Origin of the sequence: Tepidicaulis sp. (assembly GCF_965222285.1) — a bacterium.
GTDB lineage: Bacteria > Pseudomonadota > Alphaproteobacteria > Parvibaculales > Parvibaculaceae > Tepidicaulis.
In genome coordinates this window covers 2,677,709-2,701,890 of the sequence record NZ_OZ244942.1, presented here as the reverse complement: position 1 = coordinate 2,701,890, position 24,182 = coordinate 2,677,709, and the positions used below count along the sequence as shown (strand labels likewise).

21 protein-coding genes and 1 pseudogene are annotated in these 24,182 nt (G+C 61.7%); 11 read left to right on the top strand and 11 right to left on the bottom strand.

Going from position 1 to position 24,182, the window contains the following annotated elements:
• Window positions 1-17: 17 nt before the first annotated feature.
• Window positions 18-1,367 carry a 30S ribosomal protein S12 methylthiotransferase RimO gene (gene rimO, locus ACOQOT_RS12890; RefSeq protein ID WP_420559659.1) on the bottom strand — a complete coding sequence of 450 codons (1,350 nt, stop codon included), beginning with the start codon at window positions 1,365-1,367 and terminating at the stop codon, window positions 18-20.
• A 125-nt stretch (window positions 1,368-1,492) separates the two neighbouring features.
• Window positions 1,493-2,752: a cytochrome P450 gene (locus ACOQOT_RS12885; RefSeq protein WP_420559658.1), complete on the bottom strand. Its 1,260-nt coding sequence runs from the start codon at window positions 2,750-2,752 to the stop codon at window positions 1,493-1,495.
• A gap of 221 nt (window positions 2,753-2,973) precedes the next feature.
• Here ACOQOT_RS12885 and ACOQOT_RS12880 point away from each other — a divergent pair, with 221 nt between their 5' ends.
• Window positions 2,974-3,405, top strand: a complete 432-nt coding sequence (locus ACOQOT_RS12880; RefSeq protein WP_420559657.1) for a hypothetical protein — start codon at window positions 2,974-2,976, stop codon at window positions 3,403-3,405.
• Window positions 3,406-3,583: 178 nt separating this feature from the next.
• Entirely contained in the window at window positions 3,584-4,981 is a 1,398-nt protein-coding gene (locus tag ACOQOT_RS12875) for a dipeptidase (RefSeq protein WP_420559656.1), read from the top strand.
• Window positions 4,982-4,990: 9 nt separating this feature from the next.
• Here the strand turns inward: ACOQOT_RS12875 and ACOQOT_RS12870 are convergent, their stop codons facing one another.
• A complete protein-coding gene (locus tag ACOQOT_RS12870) occupies window positions 4,991-6,310 on the bottom strand; it encodes an MFS transporter (RefSeq protein WP_420559655.1) in 1,320 nt (439 codons plus the stop codon).
• 381 nt (window positions 6,311-6,691) lie between these two features.
• Between ACOQOT_RS12870 and ACOQOT_RS12865 the strand changes: the two genes are divergently transcribed.
• Entirely contained in the window at window positions 6,692-8,119 is a 1,428-nt protein-coding gene (locus ACOQOT_RS12865) for an aldehyde dehydrogenase family protein (RefSeq protein WP_420559654.1), read from the top strand.
• A gap of 79 nt (window positions 8,120-8,198) precedes the next feature.
• Here ACOQOT_RS12865 and ACOQOT_RS12860 read toward each other — a convergent pair whose 3' ends face one another.
• Both ACOQOT_RS12860 and ACOQOT_RS12855 read right to left on the bottom strand, forming a co-directional pair.
• Window positions 8,199-8,915, bottom strand: coding sequence for a ChrR family anti-sigma-E factor (locus ACOQOT_RS12860; RefSeq protein ID WP_420559653.1), 717 nt, complete (start codon window positions 8,913-8,915; stop codon window positions 8,199-8,201).
• On the bottom strand, window positions 8,912-9,484 hold the full coding sequence (locus ACOQOT_RS12855) for a sigma-70 family RNA polymerase sigma factor (RefSeq protein ID WP_420559652.1): 573 nt from the start codon (window positions 9,482-9,484) through the stop codon (window positions 8,912-8,914). Before ACOQOT_RS12855 ends, ACOQOT_RS12860 begins: the two co-directional genes overlap by 4 nt.
• A gap of 287 nt (window positions 9,485-9,771) precedes the next feature.
• Between ACOQOT_RS12855 and ACOQOT_RS12850 the strand changes: the two genes are divergently transcribed.
• The 3 genes from ACOQOT_RS12850 to ACOQOT_RS12840 all read left to right on the top strand — a co-directional run bounded on the left by ACOQOT_RS12850 (window position 9,772) and on the right by ACOQOT_RS12840 (window position 14,390).
• Entirely contained in the window at window positions 9,772-11,151 is a 1,380-nt protein-coding gene (locus ACOQOT_RS12850; protein WP_420559651.1) for an NAD(P)/FAD-dependent oxidoreductase, read from the top strand.
• Window positions 11,148-11,954, top strand: coding sequence for a DUF1365 domain-containing protein (locus tag ACOQOT_RS12845; RefSeq protein WP_420559650.1), 807 nt, complete (start codon window positions 11,148-11,150; stop codon window positions 11,952-11,954). The genes ACOQOT_RS12850 and ACOQOT_RS12845 overlap by 4 nt, the downstream gene beginning before the upstream one ends.
• Window positions 11,955-12,224: 270 nt before the next feature.
• Window positions 12,225-14,390 (top strand): putative bifunctional diguanylate cyclase/phosphodiesterase, encoded by a 2,166-nt coding sequence (locus ACOQOT_RS12840; RefSeq protein WP_420559649.1) that lies wholly within the window; start codon window positions 12,225-12,227, stop codon window positions 14,388-14,390.
• 3 nt (window positions 14,391-14,393) lie between these two features.
• Here the strand turns inward: ACOQOT_RS12840 and ACOQOT_RS12835 are convergent, their stop codons facing one another.
• A complete protein-coding gene (locus ACOQOT_RS12835) occupies window positions 14,394-15,242 on the bottom strand; it encodes an FAD:protein FMN transferase (protein WP_420559648.1) in 849 nt (282 codons plus the stop codon).
• Between the two features lie 430 nt (window positions 15,243-15,672).
• Here ACOQOT_RS12835 and ACOQOT_RS12830 point away from each other — a divergent pair, with 430 nt between their 5' ends.
• The 5 genes and pseudogenes from ACOQOT_RS12830 to ACOQOT_RS12810 all read left to right on the top strand — a co-directional run bounded on the left by ACOQOT_RS12830 (window position 15,673) and on the right by ACOQOT_RS12810 (window position 19,546).
• Window positions 15,673-16,923, top strand: coding sequence for a porin (locus ACOQOT_RS12830; protein WP_420559647.1), 1,251 nt, complete (start codon window positions 15,673-15,675; stop codon window positions 16,921-16,923).
• Window positions 16,924-17,047: 124 nt separating this feature from the next.
• A complete protein-coding gene (locus ACOQOT_RS12825) occupies window positions 17,048-17,614 on the top strand; it encodes an FMN-binding protein (RefSeq protein WP_420559646.1) in 567 nt (188 codons plus the stop codon).
• Window positions 17,607-18,344: a PepSY-associated TM helix domain-containing protein gene (locus ACOQOT_RS12820; protein WP_420559645.1), complete on the top strand. Its 738-nt coding sequence runs from the start codon at window positions 17,607-17,609 to the stop codon at window positions 18,342-18,344. The genes ACOQOT_RS12825 and ACOQOT_RS12820 overlap by 8 nt, the downstream gene beginning before the upstream one ends.
• A gap of 116 nt (window positions 18,345-18,460) precedes the next feature.
• A pseudogene (locus tag ACOQOT_RS12815) lies at window positions 18,461-18,808 on the top strand (alcohol dehydrogenase catalytic domain-containing protein); the annotation flags it as partial.
• Window positions 18,809-19,009: 201 nt separating this feature from the next.
• Window positions 19,010-19,546, top strand: a complete 537-nt coding sequence (locus tag ACOQOT_RS12810; protein WP_420561948.1) for a zinc-binding dehydrogenase — start codon at window positions 19,010-19,012, stop codon at window positions 19,544-19,546.
• A gap of 105 nt (window positions 19,547-19,651) precedes the next feature.
• On the opposite strand, the gene ACOQOT_RS12805 is transcribed toward ACOQOT_RS12810, so the two are convergent.
• The 5 genes from ACOQOT_RS12805 to ACOQOT_RS12785 all read right to left on the bottom strand — a co-directional run bounded on the left by ACOQOT_RS12805 (window position 19,652) and on the right by ACOQOT_RS12785 (window position 24,157).
• On the bottom strand, window positions 19,652-21,109 hold the full coding sequence (locus tag ACOQOT_RS12805; protein ID WP_420559644.1) for a methyl-accepting chemotaxis protein: 1,458 nt from the start codon (window positions 21,107-21,109) through the stop codon (window positions 19,652-19,654).
• The gene (locus tag ACOQOT_RS12800) at window positions 21,106-21,495 is read right to left on the bottom strand and encodes a hypothetical protein (RefSeq protein ID WP_420559643.1); all 390 of its coding nucleotides are present in this window, start codon (window positions 21,493-21,495) and stop codon (window positions 21,106-21,108) included. Before ACOQOT_RS12800 ends, ACOQOT_RS12805 begins: the two co-directional genes overlap by 4 nt.
• A 168-nt stretch (window positions 21,496-21,663) precedes the next feature.
• On the bottom strand, window positions 21,664-22,218 hold the full coding sequence (locus ACOQOT_RS12795) for a methyl-accepting chemotaxis protein (protein ID WP_420561947.1): 555 nt from the start codon (window positions 22,216-22,218) through the stop codon (window positions 21,664-21,666).
• Window positions 22,219-23,121: 903 nt separating this feature from the next.
• Window positions 23,122-23,478: a hypothetical protein gene (locus tag ACOQOT_RS12790; RefSeq protein WP_420559642.1), complete on the bottom strand. Its 357-nt coding sequence runs from the start codon at window positions 23,476-23,478 to the stop codon at window positions 23,122-23,124.
• A gap of 175 nt (window positions 23,479-23,653) precedes the next feature.
• Window positions 23,654-24,157: a hypothetical protein gene (locus ACOQOT_RS12785; RefSeq protein ID WP_420559641.1), complete on the bottom strand. Its 504-nt coding sequence runs from the start codon at window positions 24,155-24,157 to the stop codon at window positions 23,654-23,656.
• Window positions 24,158-24,182: the final 25 nt, after the last annotated feature.

Here is a 24,182-nt window from a genome sequence, read left to right as displayed (position 1 = left end):
GCCTTAAACCTTAAATCTTAAGGCCGGATCGCCCAGAGGTCGTATTCGTCGGCATGTTCGACGCGCACCTGAACGATGTCGCCGGGTTTGACGTCTGTATCCCCGTTCAAAAAGACATTGCCGTCGATTTCCGGCGCGTCCGCTTTGGAGCGGGCAATCGCGCCTTCGCCGTCCACTTCATCGACGATGACGTCGATCATGGTGCCGACCTTGCGGGCAAGGCGCTTGGCGCTGATTTCCTGCTGGGTCTGCATGAAGCGTTCCCAGCGCGCCTGTTTCACGTCTTCGGGCACCGCGCCTTCCAGCTCGTTGGCGGCGGCCCCTTCCACGGGCTCATACTTGAAGCAGCCCACACGGTCGAGTTCGGCTTCCTGCAGCCAGCCGCAAAGGAAGTCCACGTCTTCTTCCGTCTCCCCCGGAAAGCCGACAATGAAAGTGGAGCGGATGGCGAGATCGGGGCAGATCTCGCGCCATTTGGCGATCCGGTGCAGCACCTTTTCCTGATTGGCCGGGCGGCGCATGGCTTTGAGCACCCTGGGGCTTGCGTGCTGGAAGGGAATGTCGAGATAGGGAAGGATTTTCCCTTCCGCCATGAGCGGCAGAAGATCGTCCACATGCGGATAAGGATAGACGTAATGCATCCGCACCCAGATGCCGAGCTCGCCCAGCGCGTCTGCCAGATCGGTGATATGGGCGCGCCGTTCCTTGCCGCGCCAGCTGCTTGCCGCATAGCCGATATCGAGGCCATAGGCGCTGGTGTCCTGGGAGATCACCATCAGCTCCTTCACCCCGGCTTTGGCAAGGCGCTCGGCTTCGGTGAGCACATGGGCGGCGGGCCGGCTCGCCAGGTCCCCGCGCAGGCTCGGAATGATGCAGAAGGAGCAGCGGTGGTTGCAGCCCTCTGAAATCTTCAAATAGGCATAATGGCGCGGGGTGAGCTTGATCCCCTGCTCGGGCACGAGATCGATGAAGGGTTCGGGTGCGGGCGGCACGGCTTCATGCACGGCGGCGACCACGGCTTCATATTGATGCGGGCCGGTGACGGCGAGAACACCCGGGTGCGTATCGCGGATCGAGGCTTCGTCGCCGCCCATGCAGCCTGTCACGATGACGCGGCCGTTTTCGGCCAGCGCCTCGCCGATCGCCGAAAGCGACTCCGCCTTGGCGCTATCGAGAAAGCCGCAGGTATTGACGATCACGGCGTCCGCCCCGTCATAGGTCGGGGAGACTTCATAGCCTTCGGCGCGCAGGCGCGTGAGAATACGTTCGGAATCCACCAGCGCCTTGGGGCAGCCGAGGCTCACAATGCCGATCTTCGGGGCGCTCGCCAGGCGGCGCGGGGCGGTGGGGGTCAAGGTCTCGCTCATGGGCGCCTATCTACGCCAAAAGCGCGGCTGGTTCCAGCGGCATAAAGCCTCACGAAAAAGCCGCCCCTCCGGTTTCCGGGAGAGGCGGCTTTTTTGGCGGTTTTCCGGCGTTTGGGCCGGAAGATTTAAGCGGCTTTGCGCTGCATCTGATAGCGGATCGGCAGGTGCTTCAGGCCGCTGACGAAATTCGCCTGCACCCAGGAAGGCTCGCCTGCGAGCTCCACATGGTCGAGCCGGGGCAGAAGCTCGCTGAAGAGCGCCTTGATCTCCATGCGCGCCAAGTGCATGCCCAGGCACAGATGCGCCCCATGGCCGAAGGCGGCATGTTTGTTGGGTTTGCGCTCGATATCGAAGGTGAAGGGGTTCTCGAAGACGTCCTCGTCGCGGTTCGCGGAAGGATAGCACATCAAAAGAGAGTCGCCCTTTTTGATCTTCTTGCCGCGCAGCTCATAATCCTGCGTCGCGGTGCGGAAGAAGTGTTTGACCGGCGTTACCCAGCGGATCGCCTCTTCAATGGCGCCGGGCAGGAGGCTCAGATCGGCTTTCAGCTTCGCCATCTGATCCGGGTTCTGCAACAGCGCCAGCAGAAGGCCTGCCGTCGAAGAGGACGTCGTGTCATGGCCGGCCGTTGCCACGATGATGTAATAGCCCATGGCGTCGATATGGTTGATCGGCTCACCATGCACTGTGGCATTGGCGATGACGCTGGCCACATCGTCGGTCGGGTTGGCCCGGCGGTCTTCCGTCATCTTCGTGAAATAGTTGAAGAAGTCGGTGATGACATTGGAATCGAACATGGCCTGCTTGTCTTCACGCTGCATGTCCGGGTCTGAGGAGCCGAACAGTTCCTGCGTCAGCTTCAGCATCAGCGGCTCGTCTTCGCGCGGCACGCCCAAAATGTTCATGATTACGCGCAGCGGGTACCAGACGGCGACATCGGTGACGAAGTCGCATTCCCCGCCAAGCCCTTCCATCTTGTCCACGAATTCCTTGGACAGGCTGGCAAGCGCGCCATCCATCTTTTTCAGATTGGGCGGCATAAACCAGGACTGGGTCAGCGCGCGCAAGACGCGGTGGTCGGGATTGTCCATCTGCACGAGCGAGCGGATGGCGATGTGGCTGCCGCCGGTAAATTCCAGCACATCGGCTTCCTGCTGGCGGGTGAGCAGGGTGGTGCGCGGATCGTTCAGAAAAATGTCGGACTGGCGTTCGATTTCCAGAATGTCGGCATGTTTCGTCACGGCCCAGAAGGGGCGGTATTCGTCGGGCTCGGTCCAATGCACCGGGTCCTCCCGGCGCAGCTCGCTATAGATTTCGTGCAGCCGGTTCTCTTTCCCGAAGGTTCTCGGGTCCACCATTTCATTGTCGAGTGCGTGGTCCGCCATTCTTCCATCCTCCCCTGAGCACAATTGTCCGGTCTGCGCCGGTGTTTGTAACTTGTCACTTGGTCAATAACATGACCGATCCCGCGCCTTTTGCCAAGGGGGTGCGGGGCGGGGGACATCCCGCGCGTTTCGCGCCCGCCGATGCAAGATGCGAAGCGGGCCAAAACTGGCAAGGGGCTTGCGATGCTCTTTCCAAACCCTGCTTATGGAGGCCCGAATTGATGAGCATGCTTGACCTTTTCTTCGTCGAAGATCTTTCTGAAACCGCAGAAAACTCTGCAAATCCGGGCACTCCCAAACCCCGCGGCCAAGTCCGGCTCATCGGCCGGGAACAGGCACGGACTGCCGTCTGGGCACATATTGCCGGGCGCTATGATGTCCGTGCCCTGCCGGCGTCTCACCTGGCCGTTCTTGCCGACCATTTGGCGGCGGCCGAGCTGATTTCGCCGGTCCTTCATGCCGCGCTGCTGCGCGGCGGGGAGCTCTGCGGAACGGGCGCCCATGGGCAGGGAGAAGACGCGCCCGTCGATTGGGTCAAGAGCTGGCAGAAGGCGCTGGAAGAGGGCGGGCTGGAAATGCGGGACCGCCAGGCGCTGGGCGAGGCGCTTTCCATCGTGCTGCGCCTTGAGGTCATGCGGCTCATGCAGGGCTAAGCACTAAGCATGGGCATCCCTTACGGCCTGGCCGGTTAAAATGCCGGATGGGTGGCGCGGGGGGCGGGTCTGTGCCAGCATCGCACCCGATTCACCGGTAAGAGCCTTCCCGCGTTTGAGCGCGCGGGCGGTGTGTAGGCTTGGCCGGTTGGCGTTGAACGGGCAAGGCGAGGATGCGATGCGGAAAGCCTCTGGGGGATTGGCGGCAATTGCTTTTGGTTTGGGGTTTGCCGGACTTGTCGCCGCGCCGATTGCTCTTGTCGTGCATTTGAAGGATGGCCTGCCTGAAGCGGTGCGCGAAAAGTCCGTTCTCTCCCATGCGCGGGCCTTGCAGCGCCGCGTCATTGCGCTCGACAGCCATGTGGATATTCCGCCCGATTATACGAAAGTGCCCGAGCATGATCCCGGCCGCCTGACGGGCATGCAGGTCGATCTGCCCAAGATGCACCGGGGCGGCATGGATGCGGCCTTCTTCATTGTTTATGTGGGCCAGGGTCCGCGCACGCCGGAAGGCTATGAAGCGGCTAAAGACGCGGCGCTTTTGAAATTCACTGCTATCCGCCGCATGGCCGAAGAGCTTTATCCCGATGAAATCGAGCTTGGGGTGCGGGCGGAAGATGTGGCGCGCATTCATGCGGCCGGCAAAAAGGCCGCGCTGATCGGCATCGAGAACGGCTATGTGATCGGCAAGGACATTTCTCTTCTTGAGAAATATTACCATCTCGGCGCTCGGTACATGACGCTCGCCCATATCGGCCATAACGATATTTGCGACAGTTCCATTCCGCTTTCCCATCTTGGGGATGCGGAAATCGAGCATGGGGGGCTCAGCGCTTTCGGGCGCGAGGTGGTGGCCGAGATGAACCGGCTCGGCATGATGGTCGATGTTTCCCATATTTCCCGCGATGCGATGATGGAGGCGCTGCGCGTTTCCGCCGCGCCCGTCATTGCCTCTCATTCCGCCGTCTCCGAGCTCGGCAATCATCCGCGCAATCTTTCCGATGAGCAGATGGAAGCCTTGGCGCGCACCGGCGGGGTGATGCAGGTCGTTGCTTTCTCGGCCTATGTGAAGGTGGATGCGGCGCGCGCCGCCGAAGAGCGCGGGCTGCGCAGCCGCGTCGCGCGGGCTGCGGGGGATGCGCATTTTAGCTATATCAAGCACGGCAAGCTGCCCGCTTTCGTCAATGGCATGAAGGAAATCGGCGCACGCTATGACCGCGCGAGCCTTGAAGAATTCGTCGATCATATCGACCATGCCGTGAAGGTGATGGGGATCGACCATGTCGGCATTTCCTCCGACTTCGGCGGCGGCGGCGGCGTGAAGGGCTGGGACAATGCGGCGGAGACCGTCAATGTCACCGCCGAGCTCATCCGGCGCGGCTATTCTGACGAAGACATCGAAAAGCTCTGGGGCGGCAATCTGCTGCGCGTCTGGGGAGAGGTGGAAAAAGTTGCGGTGCGGCTTGCGGAGCGCCGGGAGGCGGAGGCTGACATGCAGCCGGACGCCGAAGAAACCTTCCTGCCGGATGAAAATATCGCCCCGGCCGAACATGCGCTGGGGCCGAATGGCGGTTGAGCAGGTTCTTTAACCTCTGCGGCGGCGCGGTTCATCCACGAAGAAAAATACAAGCAATAGCGCTGCCGTCTGGCAGGCCATGGCGACGGCAAAAACGCTTTCGAAGGTGCCGCTCGAGGCCAGCACGCCGCCAAAGGCGGGGCCCGCCGCCATCATCGCCCAGGTGGCCGAATTCGACACGGCAATGCGCATAGGCAAATCCTCGCGCGCACCGAATTCCAGCACGAGATTTTGCGAAGCGATCTGCCAGCCGCCGAAACCCGCGCCGAGCCCGCCGAATGCGATGGAGACGAGCCAGATATCTTCCGCGCCCATCAGGAGCAGCGTCGAGGCGACCCAAAGCCCGAGTGAGGCGATGAAGACAAGCCGGTTGCCCGTGCGGTCGGCAAGCGCGCCCCAGGCAAGGTTCGTCGCTGTTTGCGTCAGCAAAAACGCGATCGAGAGAATGCCGACAATATAACCGGACAGGCCGATGCGCTGGCCCGCATAAAGCACATAGAACGGCACGGCGATGGTGCCGAAGGCGGAAAGCGCGCGGGCGAGAAAGAATTTCGTATAGGCCGGGTCCGTCTTCAGCATGGCGGGCAGCTCTTTCAGGCGGCTTGCGAATTTCGACTGGCTGCGCACCACCGGCGGTTCCGGTTCGCGCACGAAGAGCAGCATCAAGAGCCCGGCGCTCGTCATGGCGAAGGCGACAAGGAAGGTCGCCGAATAGCCGTTGCCAAGCGCATTCGTCTCGACGAAATAGGAGCCGCCGAAATAGGCGACCGCCGAGGCGGTGATGCCGGCAAGGAAATTGCGCAGGCCCGTCAGCCGCCCGCGCCGCGCCACGGGAATGACCTTGGAGAGCAGGTAGTTGAACATCACCGCCTGCATGCCGTTGAAAAAGCCGAACAGCCCGAGGAACAGCGTTGCGGCGGCGAGCGCGTAGTCGCTTGAAAGAAAAAGCCCGCTCAGCGCCAGGCCGAGCACCTGAAGACGCATCAGGCCCCCGGTGACGAAACCCACGGGCAGCACGCGTTTGCGGTGTTCGATCAAAGTGGCGCCGAAAACGGAAGAAAGCGCGGCGCCGAGATATTGCGCGGCAAGGGCAAGGCCGACGGCAATTTCAGAGCCTGAGAGCAGATAGATATAGGCGGGTACGAAGGTGGGTGCATGGACGAGGCGGAAACCCGTTTGCCCCAAAAGCCCGTGCACGAGATGGGCCGCGTAATTGCGCGGCAGGTCGCGCCAGACCTGCGCCTCATAGGCCGCTTCCGCCTCTTCCCTTGAACGGGGCGCGGCGCTGTCGGCATCTGAAAGGGCGGCTGCAGGGGGCGGGGAACTCATGGACGGGGCGACTCGCGGATTTGTTATCGGGCGGCAGTCTATGCGCCTTCGCCTGAAAATGCACCCGCCGGTTCATTTGTGTTTCAACGGGGCTGCGCCTGTTTTATGCTTTAAAGCCCTTGTACGGGTAGCCGGAAAGCACAAATTACCTGATGGAAATGGGGTAATTACCCCATTTTTGCTGGACCGCCGGGCTGGCTCTGTGTCAGGTTTCCGGCACGCAAACCGCTCTGTTCCGGTTTCCCCCGGCGCCCGAGGGAAAAGCAAAAGCGGGCGCTTGAAAAGCGGACAGGCCAGAGCCATCGTAACCAGCCAAATATTAGTCTGAGCTGGGCAAAGCCCAACAAGACCCAGCAGGGACGGCATCACACGGAGGACGAGATGAAGGACTGCCGCAAATTTTATATCAATGGCCAGTGGGTCGATCCGGTAAAAGCGAACGATTTCGAGGTCATCAACCCGGCGACCGAAGAGCCTTTCGCGAAGATCAGCCTCGGCAGCGCCGCCGATGTGGACAAGGCCGTCGCCGCCGCGAAGGAAGCCTTCAAGACCTATTCGCGCACGACCCGTGAAGAGCGCATGGCGCTGCTTCAGAAGGTCATCGAGGTCTATCAGAAGCGTTATGACGATATCGTCACGACGATTTCCGAGGAAATGGGCGCGCCGCTCTGGCTCTCCAAAGCCGCGCAGGCCGCAACCGGCCTTGGCCATCTCGCCAAGACGCTGGAAATCCTGAAGGATTACGAATTCGAAGAAGACCGCGGCGCCACCCGCATCGCTAAAGAGCCGATCGGTGTGTGCGGTTTCATCACGCCGTGGAACTGGCCGGTCAACCAGATCATCTGTAAAGTCGCCCCGGCGCTGGCCGCAGGCTGCACCATGGTGCTGAAGCCTTCCGAAGTCGCCCCGCTCAATGCGCATATCCTGGCCGAAATTTTCGATGAAGCCGGTGTGCCCAAAGGCGTCTTCAACCTCGTTGATGGCGATGGCATGGGCGTCGGCGTTCCGCTTTCCTCGCATCCGGATGTGGACATGGTCTCCTTCACCGGTTCCACCCGCGCCGGCATCGCGGTCGCGAAAAACGCTGCCGATACGGTCAAGCGCGTGGCGCAGGAACTGGGCGGCAAGTCGGCCAATGTCATTCTGGAAGATGCCGACCTGCAGAAAGCCGTGTCCGGCGGCGTCATGAGCATGATGACGAATTCGGGCCAGTCCTGTAACGCACCGAGCCGTATGCTCGTGCCGGCCAGCCGTCACGACGAGGCGGTGGAAATCGCCCGCGCAACGGCTGAGCAGGTCAAGCCCGGCGATCCGACCGCCGAAGGCACGACGATCGGTCCGGTTGTCAGCGAGGTCCAGTTCAACAAGATCCAGGATCTCATCCAGAAGGGCATCGACGAAGGCGCGCAGCTTGTGGCTGGCGGCGTCGGCCGTCCGGAAGGGCTGAACAAGGGCTACTATGTGCGCCCGACCATCTTCGCCAATGTCACCAATGATATGACGATTGCACGCGAGGAAATCTTCGGCCCGGTTCTTACCATCCTGCCTTACAAGGATGAAGCCGAGGCGATCGAGATTGCCAATGACACGGTTTACGGTCTTTCCGGCTATGTGTCCGGCGAGCCGGAACATGCCCGTAAAGTGGCCGCGCAGCTGCGCACCGGCAACGTCCACATCAATGGTGCAGGTCCCGATTTCGGCGCGCCGTTCGGCGGCTACAAGCAGTCGGGCAATGGCCGTGAATGGGGCGATCACGGGTTTGAGGAATTCCTCGAAGTCAAAGCCATGCTGGGCTACACGGCTGCTTAAGGCATCCTGCCAGAACAAACGAAACGGCCCCCTTCCGGGGGCCGTTTTTGTTTGGGCGGTGCTGCCCTGAAAGACCGGTTTAGAGCCCGATAAAGGGCTGCATGGCCCGGGCAATCCAGCCTTTGAATTTGAGCGGCCGGTCGGTCAGCGCCAGGCAGATACATTCCCCGCCCTCATCGATGACGAGGTCATGGGTGTGGCTGTCATCGGTCTCTTCCACATCGCCCGGCCCGTAATGGCCGAAGGCATCATGGAAGCTGCCTTTGAGGACCAGCGTCAGTTCCGTTCCCTCATGGGTGTGTTCGGGAATTTTGACGCCGGGCTGGGCGCGCAGCATCCAGAGCGTTTGGCCTTTGTCGTTCTGCCAGAGCCGCACTTTTTTCATGCCGGGGCCGAGATAGGACCATTTCATCCGGTCGATATCGCCCCCGGCATAGTCCTGCAGCACGGCGGGCATGACGCCGCCTTGCTGGCGCTCTTTGCGGGTTGCGGGGTCGGGTGCGGGGCTGGGCGCGGCAGGTTCCATCTCCGCGCCATCGAGCGCGGCAAGAAGCGAAGCGCGCGCACCGGCATTGAGAGCGGCTTTCGGCGCGCGTTCCAAAGCCGCGCCGCCCAGCGTTTGCGCAAGCGCCAGATCGTTCGCCGCTTCGGGCACGAAGGACAGGCAGGTGCGCGCAAACATCGCTTCACCTTCGCTCAAGGTGCCGCTTGCCAGCCCCACCAGCCATTCATCGCCCAACCGGTGCTTGGGGGCCGTTTGCGGCGCTTTTAGGTTTTGGGAGTTTGCAACGCTCATCTGTGGGACTCCAGAACCTCACGCAATCTGGCAAATGCCAGTCTTATCCTCGATTTTACGGTGCCGAGCGGGACGCCCAGCTCCTCTGCAATTTCACTGTGGCTTTTACCGTCGATAAAGGCCATTTGGATCACTTCTGCTTGTGCCTGCGGCAATTCGGCCATGGCGGCGGCGACATCGGCGGCAAGTTCGCTCTGGGTGATCTCGTCTTCCGCCGTTTCCTCGCTCACCTGCTCGGCTTCCGGGCAGGTGTCGAAATCGACCATCACGCGCTCGCGGCGTTTGGTGTCGATGAAGCGGTTGCGCGCGATGGTAAAAATCCAAGTGCTTGCCGCCGCCTTGCCCGGATCGAACTGCTTCGCCTTGCGCCAGACGGTCAGCATCACGTCCTGCACCAGATCTTCGGCCTCGCCGTCCGTGCATCCCTTTTGCAGCAGGAAATATTTCAGCCTCGGGCCGAAATGGTCGAAAAGCTGCATGAAGGCGCCGCGGTCCGCTGATGATGCAATCTTCTGCAGGCAGGCGTTGAGAGCGGCTATATCCGGATCTGCGGATCTGGCCTCACTCATGCGCCGGCCCTTTTTACCGTTCCGGTGCGGCGTAGACAAATGCGCGCCGCCTGCCGGAAGCCAGGCGCCTGCAAGATCGGTCTCAAGGGCAAGGGTCGCACGCATACACCTCTTACGGGAAAGCTCATTTGCCGGATCACCCTAAAGCAAAACGCCGCAATCTCTAAATATTGAGCGGAAAATGCACGGCAATGGTTTCTTTACTTAGATGACGCCAGCTTGAGGACCAATGATCCGCGGGCTCTGCCGCCGCGTAAGAGGGCTACATTCAGTTAGCGAGGATTTTTATGACCCGCCCTTTTTTCCAGGCTGCCGAGACGCCGCGCCGGCCCGTATCCTCCCGCAAGATCGCCGTTATCGGCTCGGGTATTTCCGGGCTCTCCGCCGCATGGCTGCTGTCCAAAAGCCATGAGGTGACGCTTTTTGAAAAAGAAGAACGTCTGGGCGGCCATGCGCATACGGTGGATGTGCCGCTGGCGGAGGGCTCCATTCCCGTCGATACGGGCTTCATCGTCTATAATGCGCCCAACTATCCCAATCTCGTAAAGCTCTTCGCGCATCTGGGTGTGCCGACGGCCGAAAGCAACATGTCCTTTGCTGCCTCGCTTGAAAACGGCGCCTTTGAATATTCCGGCTCGGGCATGAAAGGCCTCTTCGCCGATCGGCGCAATGTGCTGCGCCCGCGTATGTGGCGGATGATCCGGGATATTCTGAAACTCTACCGCGCAGGCCCGCGTCTTGCCGGCGATCTTTCCCTGGCCGAGCAGCCGCTCCGAGTCTTCCTGGAGGCGCATGGCTATTCTCGTTCTTTCCAGCGCGATCATCTCTTGCCCATGTGCGCGGCGATCTGGTCTTTGCCGGTGGAGCAGGTAGAGCAATATCCCGCGCTCGCCTTCCTGCGGTTCTTTGAGAATCACGGCCTGATGCGCATCAAGGACCGGCCCATGTGGCGCACGGTGGCGGGCGGCTCACGCACTTACGTGGAGGCGCTTGCCGGCGACATGCAGGCCGATGTCCGCCTCGGGGCGCGGATCGAGCGTGTGACCCGCACCGACCTGGGCGTTCTCGTGCATAGCGCCAAACATGGGCGCGAGCCTTTCGACGACGTGGTCTTTGCCTGTCATAGCGACCAGGCGCTGGCGCTGCTTGGCGATGCGAGCGCGGCGGAAGAAGCAACGCTCGGCGCCTTTCCTTATCAAAAGAACATCGCCTATCTTCACAGCGATACGCGTTTCATGCCGGCAAACCGGAAGGTTTGGTCGAGCTGGAATTATATGGGCGGGGAAGGTGAGGCGGTCTGCGTGACCTATTGGATGAACCAGTTGCAATCTTTGCCGACAAAGACGCCGGTGCTTGTTACGCTCAATCCTTCCGCCGCGCCGCGCGAGGACCAAGTGTTCGGGCGCTTTGAATACGACCATCCCGTCTTCAACCGCCATGCGCTGCGCAATCAGCGTGCGCTCTGGCAGCTGCAGGGGGTGCGCAATACGTGGTTCTGCGGGGCTTATTTCGGTGCGGGCTTTCATGAGGATGGCTTGCAGGCAGGTCTTGCGGTGGCCGAGCAGCTTGGCGGCGTGATGCGGCCCTGGCATCTCAAAAATCCCTCGAGCCGGCTCTTGCTGCCGCCGGAAGCACCGGCCCCCGAGCGGCAGGCGGAGGCGGCATGAGCGGGGAATTTTCCAGCGCGCTTTACGATGGACGCGTCCTCCACCGGCGTCTGCGCCCCCGCGTTCACGGCTTTTCCTACAAGGTCTTTTACGGGCTTTTCGATCTGGATGAATTGCCGCTGCTCGATAAGGCGCTGCGGTTCTTTTCGCTCGGCGCGCGCAATCTCTTTTCTTTCCATCCGAAAGATCACGGGACCGGGCAGGATGAAGATTTGCGCGGCTGGGTGGAAAGCGTGCTCAGCGAATGCGGGCACAGCAAGCCCCCGGCGCGCATTCTCCTTCTCGCCCATCCGCGCATGCTCGGTTATACCTTCAATCCGCTTGCCATCTTCTATTGCTATGACGAAGAAGGCCGGCTGACGGCGCTGCTCTATCAGGTCACGAATACGTTCGGGGAGCGCCATGTCTATCCATGCCTCGTGGAAGAGGTGGCGGGGCCCGTCACCCATGAGACGGGTAAGCTTCTTTATGTTTCTCCCTTCAACCCGGAACGCGGCCATTACCGGCTTAGGCTCTGCGCGCCGGATGAAAAGCTCTTCGTCCATATCCGGTATCTTCTCGATGGAGAGCTGACGCTTACGGCGGCGCTTCAGGGCGAGCGGGCGGCGCTTTCCGACGGTGCGCTGCTCCGGCGTTTCTTTGCTTTGCCCTTTATGACGCTGAAAGTCATCGCCGGTATTCACTACGAAGCGCTGCGCCTATGGCTCAAAAAAGTGCCGCTCTGGCCCCGGCCGCAGGCGGAACGCGCCTTTCCCTCGCGCGGTCTTGCGCCTCCCCCGTTTCAGTCCGGCACAGGGCGCTAAGGCTTTATTTACCAGCCCCTTCGCATTCCGCGATAAAGGCAGAGTCTGTAAGAAAATTTTAGAGAGTGACGGCGAAGCTGAATAGGACAGTCTGTCACGTCGTAATGGTGGCAGGCACCCATTGGCTGAGTGCGCACCCGTGTCGAAGCTCGAATATCTTGTGGATGATGGCTGGCGAGGCTTGGATGCGTTCCTGCCTGCGGCGGCTCTTTTCCCGCATTCGGTGCCGGCATTCCGTGCGCATCTGGGGATCAGGCACGGGGTGGACCGATGAGCTTTGCTGGCCATGAGCGGCAGGACGGCCGCCTCTTTTCTTTGCGATGGAAAATCCTGGCGCCTCTCGCCGTGCTCGGCGCAGGGGCGGTCGGCGCGCTCGTTGTTGCCGCCGCGCTCGTGCTTTCGGCCCATGGCCAAAGCGAGCTGCGCCGGGAAGCGGAAACCATTGCCGATTCCATTGCCAATGCGGCCGAGGCCATTGAAGGCGGGGAGCAATTTTCCCGCTTCGTGACGGGTTTTGGCGGACGGGAGAATGTCAACACGATCGCCGTTATCGATGCGGCGACGGGCAAGATTGCCGCTTCCACGCGGCTTTCCTGGGTGGGCCAGTCGGTGCAGGATGTGACGGCGCCCGCGCTTTTCCGGCGCATCGCCGAAGTGCAGGCGGCAGGCAAACGCCAGGACGGGCTCTGGGAAGAAGAACAGGCTGCCACTTACATCACCTACCGGCCAATGCTGCATTTCGGCGCGCAGCCGGGCGAGGCGATGTCGGACGGCATTATCGTCATCCGTCTTTCGGTCGAAGGTATCCTGGCCGATATGCGCCAGTCCGGCTGGCGCTTTGCAGGCGCGGTGGTTCTCGGCCTTGTCGTTTTTCTCGGCGTCCTTGCTTTTCTGATTTACGAGCTCGTGCTCATGCCGCTTGCCCAGCTAGAGCGCTTTGCTCAGTTCCGGGACAGAAGCGCTGCGAGCTTCAAGCGCCTGCTCGGCAAACGCGATGAATTCGGCGCGCTGGCTCACGTCATGTCGCAAGCCTTTGGCGAGGCGGAGGCAAGCTCCAGCCGGCTTGCCGAACTTGCCATGAACGATGAGCTTACCGGGCTCGGCAACCGTACGCATTTCCGCACCCGTTTGCGCGATACCATTGCGGCATCGGGAACGGGCGATACGCGTTTGGCGCTCGTGCTTGTCGATGTCGATAGCTTCAAATCCATCAACGATACGTTCGGCCATGATGTGGGCGATGCGCTTTTGTGCAGCGTCGCGGACATCCTGCGCGCCCATGCCCGCGGCGGTGAAGTACTCGCCCGGCTCGGCGGAGATGAGTTCGCGCTCTTATTGAAGGATAGCGGCAGCGCGGATGATGTGCTTGCCCGTGTGCAAGGCCTTCTCGATGCCTTGAGCCGGCCCATGTCCCTTGGCGGGAACATCGTGCATGGCGGCAGCAGCGCAGGCATCACGCTTTTCCCGCAAGACGGGCGCGATGCGGAAGTTCTTATGAAGAACGCGGACCTTGCGCTCAATATGGCCAAATCCGAAGGCCATAACAGCCTGCAGTTCTTCCGCCATGAGCTGAAATTGCGTGCGCTTGAACGCAGCAGCATCGAGCGCGATTTGCAGCGCGCCATCGAACAGGATGAGTTCGAACTGCATTTCCAGCCCAAGATCGATCTTGCCAAAGGCGCGGTGGCCGGCAGCGAAGCGCTTTTGCGCTGGCGCCATCCCGAGCGCGGCTTCGTGCCGCCCTGGGCGTTCATTCCGGTGGCCGAGCAGTCCGGCTTTGTGTGCGAGCTGACGCATTGGGTGATCAATGAAGCCTGCCGCCAGATCAAGGCCTGGCGCGAGGCGGGCCTGCCGCCCGTTTCCGTGGCGGTCAACGTTTCCGCCGCCGACCTTGTGAGCGGCGATCTTTCCGACTTCGTTGCCAATACGCTGGTCACACACGGGGTCTCGCCGCGCCAGCTTGAAATCGAAGTGACCGAAAGCATGGTCATGCACGATGTGGAAACCGTCATCGCCACGCTGCGCCGCCTGCGCAGCATGGGGATTGCGATCAGCATCGATGATTTCGGCACCGGTTATTCCTCGCTTGCCTATCTCAAGCGCTTCCCGGTGAAGTGCCTGAAAATCGACCGCTCTTTCGTCGACGATCTCGACCGTACGAGCGACGGTCAGGCGATCCCGAAACTCATCGTGGATCTGGCCCGGAGCCTTGGCGTGAAAGTCGTGGCGGAAGGGGTCGAGACCGTCCGCCAGGCGGAACGGCTCATCGATATGGGCTGCGATGAAGCGCAGGGCTATTATTTCGGCCGTCCCATGCCGGCGGAAGATTTCAGCACCTATGTGCAGCAGGCGCCGGAGAACTTGAAAAAGCTGATGCCGGCCCGTTCCGATGCCGCTGAGCGTCTGCGCAAAATCCTCCAGGAAGGCGTGGCCTAAGGGTCAGGCCCGAATCCAATTCCCCAATACGCGGACCGTGCCGTCCTGGCGCGTCAGATGTACGCCGATGTCCGGGTCGTGCGCGCGTTCAATGACGCGCGCGATCTGCTCTTCCCTCATCAGCGAGAAAGCGGTGGAGAACCCATCTGCTGCAGTGGCGTCCCGTGCTTTGACGCTGAGCGAGGCATAGCGCGCGCTGCTTTGCCCGGTTGCCGGATCGAGCAGGTGGTGGCGTTTGCCGTCTCTGTCGAAAGAGGCGCTGTAAGGGGCGGAGGTGGCAAGGGCGCGGGTGCGAAGGGGCGTGCTATCGGCGATGCGGTAAGGCGCTGCCGGGTCGGCAAGGCCGATCTGCCAGTCACTGCCGTCGTCCTTCGGTCCTGTCGGGCGGAACTCGCCCAGATTGACCAGCACATGGCGCGCGCCTTCGCGGCTAAGCCGCTCGGCCACCTTGTCGGTGATATAGCCCTGGGCGATGCCGTTCAGCGTCAGTTTCATGGCCCTGGGCAGCACGATCCTGGCGCCCTTTATCTTCACGCGCGCAAAACCCGTGTGCCGCGTAGCTTCAGCAAGCGCTTCGGCAGCGGAGTCTTCGTCCGCGCCCGCGCCGTAGTGACTGGCAAGCACATCCCAATAGGTCTGGACGGAAGGGTCGAAAGCGCCGCCGGTTGCTTCGTGGATGTATCTGGTCTCGCGCAGAAGCTCCGTGAGCTCGCGCGGCGCATTTTCTAATGTGCCCTCCCGGTTCAGCCGCTGCAGAGCGGAGCTTTCCTTGTAGAGGCTGAAGATTTCCTCGAGCCGGGCGATCTCGGTAAGCGCCAGCGCCTGCAGCCGCGCGGCTTCTGCGTCGCTCATGCCCAAAAATGTCATGGAGGCATCCGCTCCCATCACCGGCCCTCCCCAGCGCAGCGGTGCGGCTCTGGCTGCACCGATGCTCAGACCCGCGAGCGGGCTGGCTGCGGTGCCCGCGATAATGAGGGAGAGCACGCGCCGCCGGGAAAGGGCTGAATTCCGGGATTTTTCCATCTTGAGCACGGGCTGAGAGACGCCTTTCTAGGGCAATTTATGTGCGGCTTGACTACCACATCGCGAAAAGGAATGCGAAGCATTTTCAAGAATCTAATTGCATTTGAGAGTCGATCTTATTATCAGGTGCGCCTATCGCTGCAGCACCAAAGTGATCCGGCTTGGCCTTTTGGCAGGGTTCGGGCCTTTGCGGCGAAGGGAACAGGAATGACTGCCGGGCCGGGGATTGGGCCGGGCACAAGGCATCGAGGGCCAATCAATGAAGACAATGAAGGCATACCTCGCCGGGGCGACCGCCCTTGCGGGCATCATGGCGGTTTCGCCGGCATTCGCGCAGGAACTGCCGAGCCGGGAAGAACTGTGGAAAATGATCCAGCAGCAGCAGGCGCAGATCGAAGCGCTGCAGCAGAAGGTCGATGTGACCGAGAAGAAAGTCCAGGAAACGGACAAGAAGGTCGAAGCGACGGGAACGGAAGTTGAGCGCATCGCCTCTTCCGGCGGCGGTTCGGGCGGCGATGGCTGGTGGCAGAGGACCAGTGTCGGCGGCTACGGCGAAGTACATTACAATGGCGGCGATACGGATGAAGTGGATATTCACCGTTTCGTGCTGTTCATCAATCATGAATTCAACGACAAGGTCCGCTTCTTCTCCGAGCTTGAAGTTGAGCATGGCGTGGCCGGTGAAGGCCAGAACGGCGAAGTGGAAGTCGAGCAGGCTTTCGTCGAAGTCGATGTGGCCGAGCATCATTCGGTGACGGCGGGTCTGCAGCTCGTGCCGGTCGGCATTCTCAACATCACCCATGAGCCGCCGACCTTCTACGGCGTCGAGCGCAACAATGTCGAAGTCAACATCATCCCGACGACCTGGTGGGAAGCGGGTGTCGGCGCGCATGGCGAGCTGGGTTCCGGCTTCGCTTATAGCGCCTTCGTTCACTCGGGCCTGCGCGTGCCGACCACGGGCGCCAATGCCTTCCGCATCCGTTCCGGCCGCCAGAAGGTGTCCGAAGCCAAGGCGAAAGACGGCGCGGTCACGACGCAGCTGACCTATTCGGGCATTCCGGGTGTGCAGTTCGGCGTTACGGGCCAGTATCAGTCCGACCTGACGCAGGGCGAGGGCGAGAAGACCTCTGCCACGCTTTTCGAAGCCCATGTCGATTCGAACTTCGCTTTCGGACCGGGCTCCATCGGTTTTAGGGCGCTCGCTGCGCGCTGGGACCTCGACAGCAACGCCGCAGAGGCCATTGGCCGTGATGAGCAGTATGGCTGGTATATCGAGCCCTCCTACCGCTTCCCGGTCTGGTACGGCGATCTCGGCTTCTTTGCCCGTTACAGCGAGTGGGACAATGCGGCCGGCGGCGGCGCCGATTCCAAGTTCAGCCAGACGCAGATCGGTGCCAATTACTGGCCGGTCGAAGATGTGGTCTTCAAGCTGGATTACCAGTTCGACGACGCGCCGGTAGGCAGCACGGAAGACGACCGTCTGAATGTCGGCGTCGGCTTCCAGTTTTAAGGAACCGGCCTGCACGGCTTGAAACAAAAAATCGGGGAGGCGGGGATGACCCGCCTCCCTTTGCGTTTAAGGGGCGCTGCCCATAGCGTTTGTCTTTCCCTCGCGGAGCGGCTAGGAAACGGTGATGAGCATAACGGGCTTTTTCTTCAAAGCGGCTTTCCGGCGCCTTTTGGCGGCAGCCCTGCTGTGCGCCGGGTTTTCCGCGCCTGCAGGGGCCGAAGACGTGTTTCTGGAGCCCGATGTCTTTCTTGCGGAGGTTTTCGGCGGGGCGGAGGCTGTGCCGGAACCGGACAAGCTTTGGCTGACCGATGAGGTGCGCGCGGGCGCCAAGGCCATTCTCGACCGTGAGATGCAGGGCCTGCGGCTGAGTTACTGGCAGGATGGGCCGCGCACGGTCTGGATCCTGGAAGAGATCGGCAAGACCCGCCCCATCACCACGGGCATTGCGGTGAACGAGGGGGCGATCGAGCGGGTGCAGATTTTGATTTACCGCGAAAGCCATGGCTGGGAAGTGCGCTACCCCTTTTTCACCGATCAGTTCAAAGGGCTGCGGCTCGATGACGAGGCCGAGCTGACGGGCCGGATAGACGGCATTTCCGGGGCAACGCTCTCGGTCCGGGCGATCCGCAAATTGGCGCGCCTTGCCCTTTGGCTCGATGGGCATGTGCAGGCGGAGGCTTCGGGTGGATAAGATTTCCTGGCGCCGCGCGCTTTACGTTTGGCACCGGCGCATCGGCATCACGACGGCCTTCTTCGTGCTCTTTCTTTCCGTCACGGGCCTGCTGCTGCATCACGGTGAGCGGCTCGGTTTCGACAGGACGCAAATCTCGGCCTCCTGGCTGCTCTCCTGGTACGGCATCGAGGCGCCGCAGCCGGGGCCGGGGTTTCAGGCCGGCGGGCTCTGGCTTGCCGGGCTCGGGAAAGACGCGGTGGCGGCGGGCACGCATCTCCATATCAACGCGGGTGGCGCTCTGAAGGGGGCGGTCGAGCTTGGCGGCGATATCGCCGCGGTGACGGAGACCCGCGCTTTGCTTTTGACGGAAGAGGGGCAATTGCTGGAGAGCCTCGCCCTGCCGGTGCCGCCCGGTAAAGAGATTTTGAAAGCGGGAGAAGCGGCCTCGCGTCTTGCGGTGGAAACGCCCGAAGGGACCTATGCGACGCCGCTTGCGCTCCCCCGCTGGCAGCCCTTTGAAGGCGATGTGGTTTGGGCCGAGCCCCGGCCTTTGCCGGGGGATGTTGCGGCAGGTTTTGCCGGACTTTACCGAGGGGAAGGCTTGCCTCTTTCCCGTATCCTGCTCGACATGCATACGGGCCGCTTCTTTGCGGATGCCGGTCCCTTCGTCATGGACCTCGCGGCGATCGGGCTGATTGCTCTTTCTTTGACCGGCATCTTGCTTTGGTGGCGGCTGCGCCATTTCTGAGCCGCCTTGCGCGCCGCCTCTATTTAGCGCTTGCAGCGGCGGGGCCCGTCTGGTTCCATTCCTCAATAAAAATAGACCACGGTCTAGAAAAAGATCCTACTGGAGGGAGGAAGAGCATGCGTGCGGCAATTTTCCGGGACGGCGGCCTCGTCGTCGACACGATGGACGTGCCGGAGCCCGGCGACGGGCAGGTATTGGTGAAAACGCTGGCCTGCGGGATTTGCGGCTCGGACTTGCATGCGCTGCATCACGCCCAGCATATGGTGGATGTGGCTGAGCGGTCGGGCTCCAAAGGCTTCAAGATGGACCTGAAGCGCGACATCGTGTTCGGGCACGAATTCTGCGCGGAGATTCTCGATCACGGGCCAGGCACGCAAAAGACGCTGAAAGCAGGGACGCGGATCTGTTCCATGCCGTTGGCGCTGAATGCAACGGGCATCGAACCTGTCGGCTATTCCAACAATCTGCCGGGCGGCTATGCGGAAAACATGGTGCTGAATGAGATGCTGCTGCTCGAAGTGCCGAACGGGCTGCCGACGGAGCAGGCCGCCTTGACCGAGCCTATGGCGGTGGGCTGGCATGCGGTGCAGAAGGCCAATCTGACGAAGGAAGACGTGCCGCTCGTCATCGGCTGCGGGCCGGTGGGGCTTGCCGTCATCGCCGGTTTGAAGATCGCCGGTGTCGGTCCGGTCATCGCGGCGGATTTCTCGCCCAAGCGGCGCAAGTTCGCGGAGATGATGGGTGCCGATATCGTGCTCGATCCCGCCGAGACCTCGCCTTACAAGCGCTGGACGGAAGAGGCGGCGCCGGAAGGCTATGATCCCGACAGCATGATGACGATGCTCGGCCTTGGCCCGCAACTGCGCCCCGGCGTGATCTTCGAATGCGTGGGCGTGCCCGGCATCATTCAGCAAATGCTGGAAGGGGCACCCAAAGCCGCGCGCATCGTCGTTGTGGGCGTGTGCATGGAGAAGGATCACATTGAGCCGATTTTCGCCATCAACAAGGAGCTCAACCTTCAATTCGTGCTGGGCTATACGCCGGACGAATTCGCGCAAAGCCTGCATCATCTGGCCGAAGGCAAGATTGACGGGGAGGCGCTGGTGACGGGCAAGGTCGGCGTTGAAGGCGTCGAGCAGGCTTTCAAGGACCTGGCGAGCCCGGATGTGCACGCGAAAATTCTGGTCGAGCCCTGGCGCTGAGCCGGGCCATAGGGCGCAATAAAGAAGGCGCGGGGGATGAACCGCCGCGCCTTCTTAGCCCCGCCCATTTTAAGGGCCCCGCCCCATAGAGGGGTATTTTGATGCTCAGCCTGCCCGGATCTGGGCGACGAAGCTTTCCACTTCACTTTCCAGCATTTCGATCTGGCTATGCAGATCGCTGACGGAGGCGCCGACTTCCTGGGCCGCCTCGCCGGTTTCCTCGGCCGCGCGGCTGACATCCGCCATGGTCCGGGACACGGCCTGCGTGCTTTGCGAAGCGCTTTGCGTCGAGCGCGTAATTTCCTGCGTTGCATGCGCCTGCTGCTCGACGGCGGCGGAAACGGAGGAGCTCACCTCGTTCATGACGCTGATGCGCTCGCGGATCGTGGAAATCGACTGCACCGTCTCGTCGGTTGCCGACTGGATCGATTTGATCTGGCCGGTGATTTCCTCGGTGGCTTTCGCCGTTTGCGTGGCGAGATCTTTGACTTCGGCTGCCACAACGGCAAAGCCTTTGCCCGCCTCGCCCGCGCGTGCCGCCTCGATCGTGGCGTTCAGCGCGAGCAGGTTCGTCTGTTCGGCGATGTCGTTGATGAGACCGATGATCTCGCCGATCTTGTTGGCAGTGTTGGAGAGTGCCTGGACGCGCCCGTCCGTATCGTCCACTTCCTTTGCAGCGGCAGAGGCGATGGAGGCGGTTTCGGCCACACGCTGGGAAATCTCGCGGATCGAGCTCGACATTTCTTCTGCCGAGGCGGCGATCACTTCCACATTATGCGAGGCTTCCGAGGCATTGCCGGTGACTTCCTCGACCTGCGCGCGCGACTGCGATGTGTGTTGGCGCATCCGCTCGCCGGCGCTGCGCATCTTCTGCGCATGTTCGGCAACGAGAGAGACGACGCCGCCGACTTTCTTTTCGAACATTTCGGCAAGGGAGCTGCGCTCTTCATGCCGCGCGCGCGAGGCGCGTTCGTCGGCTTCGGCGCGTTCCTTGGCCATTTTTTCGGTTTCTTCCAGCGCATCGTGAGCTTTGGCGAGGGCCCCGTCGGCTTCCTCGAAGGCGGCGACGAGCTGGTGGCAGTAATAGACCAGGGCCGCCGATTCCAGCACCACGACACCAGCATGAATCACGAGGCGTACATAGGCGGCATCCCCCGGCCAGAGCGCGGCGGGCAGGAAGAGGTTAAGCACCAGGTGATGCACGGCCACGGTGGCGGCGGCAGCCAGAATGGCGCGCCAATCGACTAGCGGCACAAGCATGGCGAGACCGGCCATGAAATAAAGGTGCATGTCGAGCTGATAGGGATGCCCCATCAGCTGATAGACGCAGAGGCTGATCATCACCATGAAGGTGACGGCAGCGGTCTGGCGGGTTACGCCGCTATCGGGCTGCGTGCGCCAGAGAAAGGTCGTCGCGCCGGCAAGCGCTGCGGCTGCTACCGTCGAGGCGATAAAGGGCGTCTCGTTGACGGCGCCCAGAAGCGCGATGAAGGGAACATGCGCCCAAAGAAACGGCACGAACCATTTCAAGGCATTTTGGCGAAGGCGCGCGGTATTCGTCATAAGACAGCTCCGGGTGTTGCAAGCAGCGCTGAAGGCTGCGTTTGAGCGGCCGACCGTGAAGAAGTGAAACAAGTGCCCGAGGCTTGGGCGGTGAAGGTGAACCAAAGCGGCGTCTGCGCGAGTTTCCGGCTCGCCTCGGCAGGCGCGGCAAACCGGGCAATCACGATATTGTCCATCTGGCCCGGCTGCAGCACGCCGCCGCCTGCTTCCGCCACGAAGGCGGCCGCTTCGGCAAAGCCGGTGCCCGGCGCAAAGAAGAGACCAAGCGTTTCGGCATCGCGCTGGGGTGCCGCATAGAGCACAGAAAGCACCCCCGCCGATCCTGCAATCAGCAGCATGGGCAGCCAGGCCAGCCGTTCCTTTTCCTTATGCGCGGTGCCGCTCATCTCGGGCCTTTGGTGAAATCAATAGTTTTCCGTGTATCCGGTTGATCTCCAACTTATGAGGGAAACCATTAAAAATTCCTGAGACCGGCCTGCGGCAAATCGGCAAAAAGAAAGCCCGGCAGAAAGCCGGGCTTTTAAAGGACCGTGAACGGAGTGTTTCAGGATTTTTTATCCTGCTTTGATTTGTGTCAGGAAGCTTTGCACTTCCTCCTCCAGGAAGACGACCTCCTTGTCGAGACTGAAGACGGCGGAGCCGACGGCCTTGGCGGCCTCGCCCGTCGCTTCGGCGGATTGGCGCACCTGCCGCATGGTGCCGGAGACGCGCTGGGTGCTGCTGGCGGCGCTTTTCGTGCCGCGGGTGATTTCCTGGGTGGCCAGGCTCTGTTCTTCCACGGCGGCGGAAACGGAGACTGAAATCTCGTTGATGACGCCGATGCGCTCGCGGATCGTTGCGATGGAATGCACCGTGTCGTCGGTTGCCCCTTGAATGGATTTGATCTGAGCGGTGATTTCTTCCGTCGCCTTGGCGGTCTGGGTCGCCAGATCCTTGACCTCGGAGGCGACGACGGCAAAGCCGCGCCCGGCATCGCCCGCCCGCGCTGCCTCGATCGTGGCATTGAGGGCAAGCAGGTTCGTCTGTTCGGCGATATCGTTGATGAGGTCGATGATCTCGCCGATCTTGTTTGCGGTCTGGGCAAGGGTCTGCACACGGCTGTCGGTCATATCGACTTCCTGTGCCGCGGCGGTTGCCAGCGAGGCGGTTTCGGAAATCCGCTCCGCGCTTTCCCGGATGGCGTCGGCCATTTGTTCGGCGGAGCCGGCAATGGTTTCCACATTCTCCGAGGCCTCGCTCGCCCCGTCCGTTGCCATTTCCACCTGCTCCAGGGACGATGCGGCGTTCTCGTCCATCTCCCGGGCGACATCGCGCATCGTGGCCACATGCTGGGAAACGGTTTTCACGACCTGGCCCACTTTGCCTTCGAACGCTTCGGCAAGGGCGCGGTTGGCATTCTCGCGGGCCAGCCGGTTGCGTTCTTCGGCGGCAAGGCGCTCCTCGTCCGCCTGGCGCTGCGCCGCGCTTAGTTCCTCCCGCGCCCGGTCGAGCGCGCCTTCGGATTCGCTGAAGGCGGCGACGAGCTGGTTGCAGCAGTAGTAAAGAACGGCCGTTTCCAGCACCACGACGCCCGCATGAACGGTGAGGCGCAGATAGGCGGTATCACCCGGCCAGAGCGCGAAGGGCAGGGCCATGTTGAGGATGATGTGATGGGCGAGCACGGTGGCGGCGGCAGCCAGCATGGCGCGCCCGTCCATCAGCGTCACGAGCATGGCAAGGCCCGCCATGAAATAGAGATGCACATCGAACTGATAGGGATGGCCCGCCAGTTCATAGATGAAGAGGCAGATCATCATCATGAAAGTGATGGAGCCGGTTTGCCGCGTCAGCGTGCTGTCCGGCTGCAAGCGCCAAAGCGCAGTGGTCAGGCCCGTCAGCAGGACGGCAAGCGCCGTTGCCCCTAAATATTCCCTGTTATTGATTACCCCCAGAACTGGGATGACGGGAACGTGCAGCCAAAGATACGCAACAAGCCAGGACATGGCGCGGCGCTGCATGCGGACGGTATTCATCTAAAGGCTCCTTTGGGCGGATGCGGGCAGGGACGGCACTGCAAGGTCACGCGGGGTGAAGCAGGTTCCGGTTCCGCGCGGTGTGAAGGAAAAGAGAAAGGGGGTGTTCTGCGAGAGCGTTGCTGCTCCGGCGGGCAGGCGGGCGATGACGACATTGCCCGAAATGCCGGGGCTGAGAACCGCGCCACCGGCATTTGTGACGTAATAGGCGGCTTCGGCAAAGCTTGTGCCTGGCGCAAAGACAAGACCGATCGTGTCTTCACCCGGCTGCGGCTGAATATGCAGCATCCCGAGCACGCCGATGGCGGCGGCAATCAGCCCGGCAGGCATAAGCGAGATGAGTTTGTTTTTCAGCACGGCTTTCATCCTCAGTCGCGCGGCGTTTCCGTTGCGTCACATGAGGTTGAAATCTAGAGTTTGGGGTGTTAACGCGCGTTGATGAACCTCTCACAAGGGTGTGAGGGATTACGCCGCAAAATCCGGTACCGGTTTTTATGCTCTATGGCAGTAAGGCGCGGTGCGTGCGGGAGGCTTATCCGGCGGGGCAGGCGATGCCCGACAAATGCCCCTTGCGTCCGCGCACCTGACGCTCTTCCTGGAAGCGCCGGCAGCGGCGGCCTTCTTCGTCGGTAAAGTCTTCGGTGACCCAAAGCGTGCCGCGCGCCTTTTCACCCGGTGCCTGCCAGGTGACGCGCGTGCCGATGGGTACGTCCATAAGCTCGCGCATGGCATTGCGGTAGGGTGTTTTCATGGAGCCTTGAATGGCGGGACCGTCTGAGCCGCTCAGTGAATAGCCGACCAGCGCGCCCGCGATGACCGCCGCTTTCGTGCCGCCGCCCGAGCCGATCGTCGAGCCGAGAAGAATACCGGCCGCAGGCCCGACAATGCCGGTGCCGCCATCATCGATGCCGCTATCGATGAGCGGCTTCGTTTCCGGCCGCGTGATTTCGGGGGCAGGCTCGGGGTTTCCCGCGCAGGCGGCAAGCAGAAGCGGCAGGCAGGCTGCGGCGGTGCATATCCCGAATGTCTTGCGCATGGTGGGTCCCCGGTTCGGCGCGCGC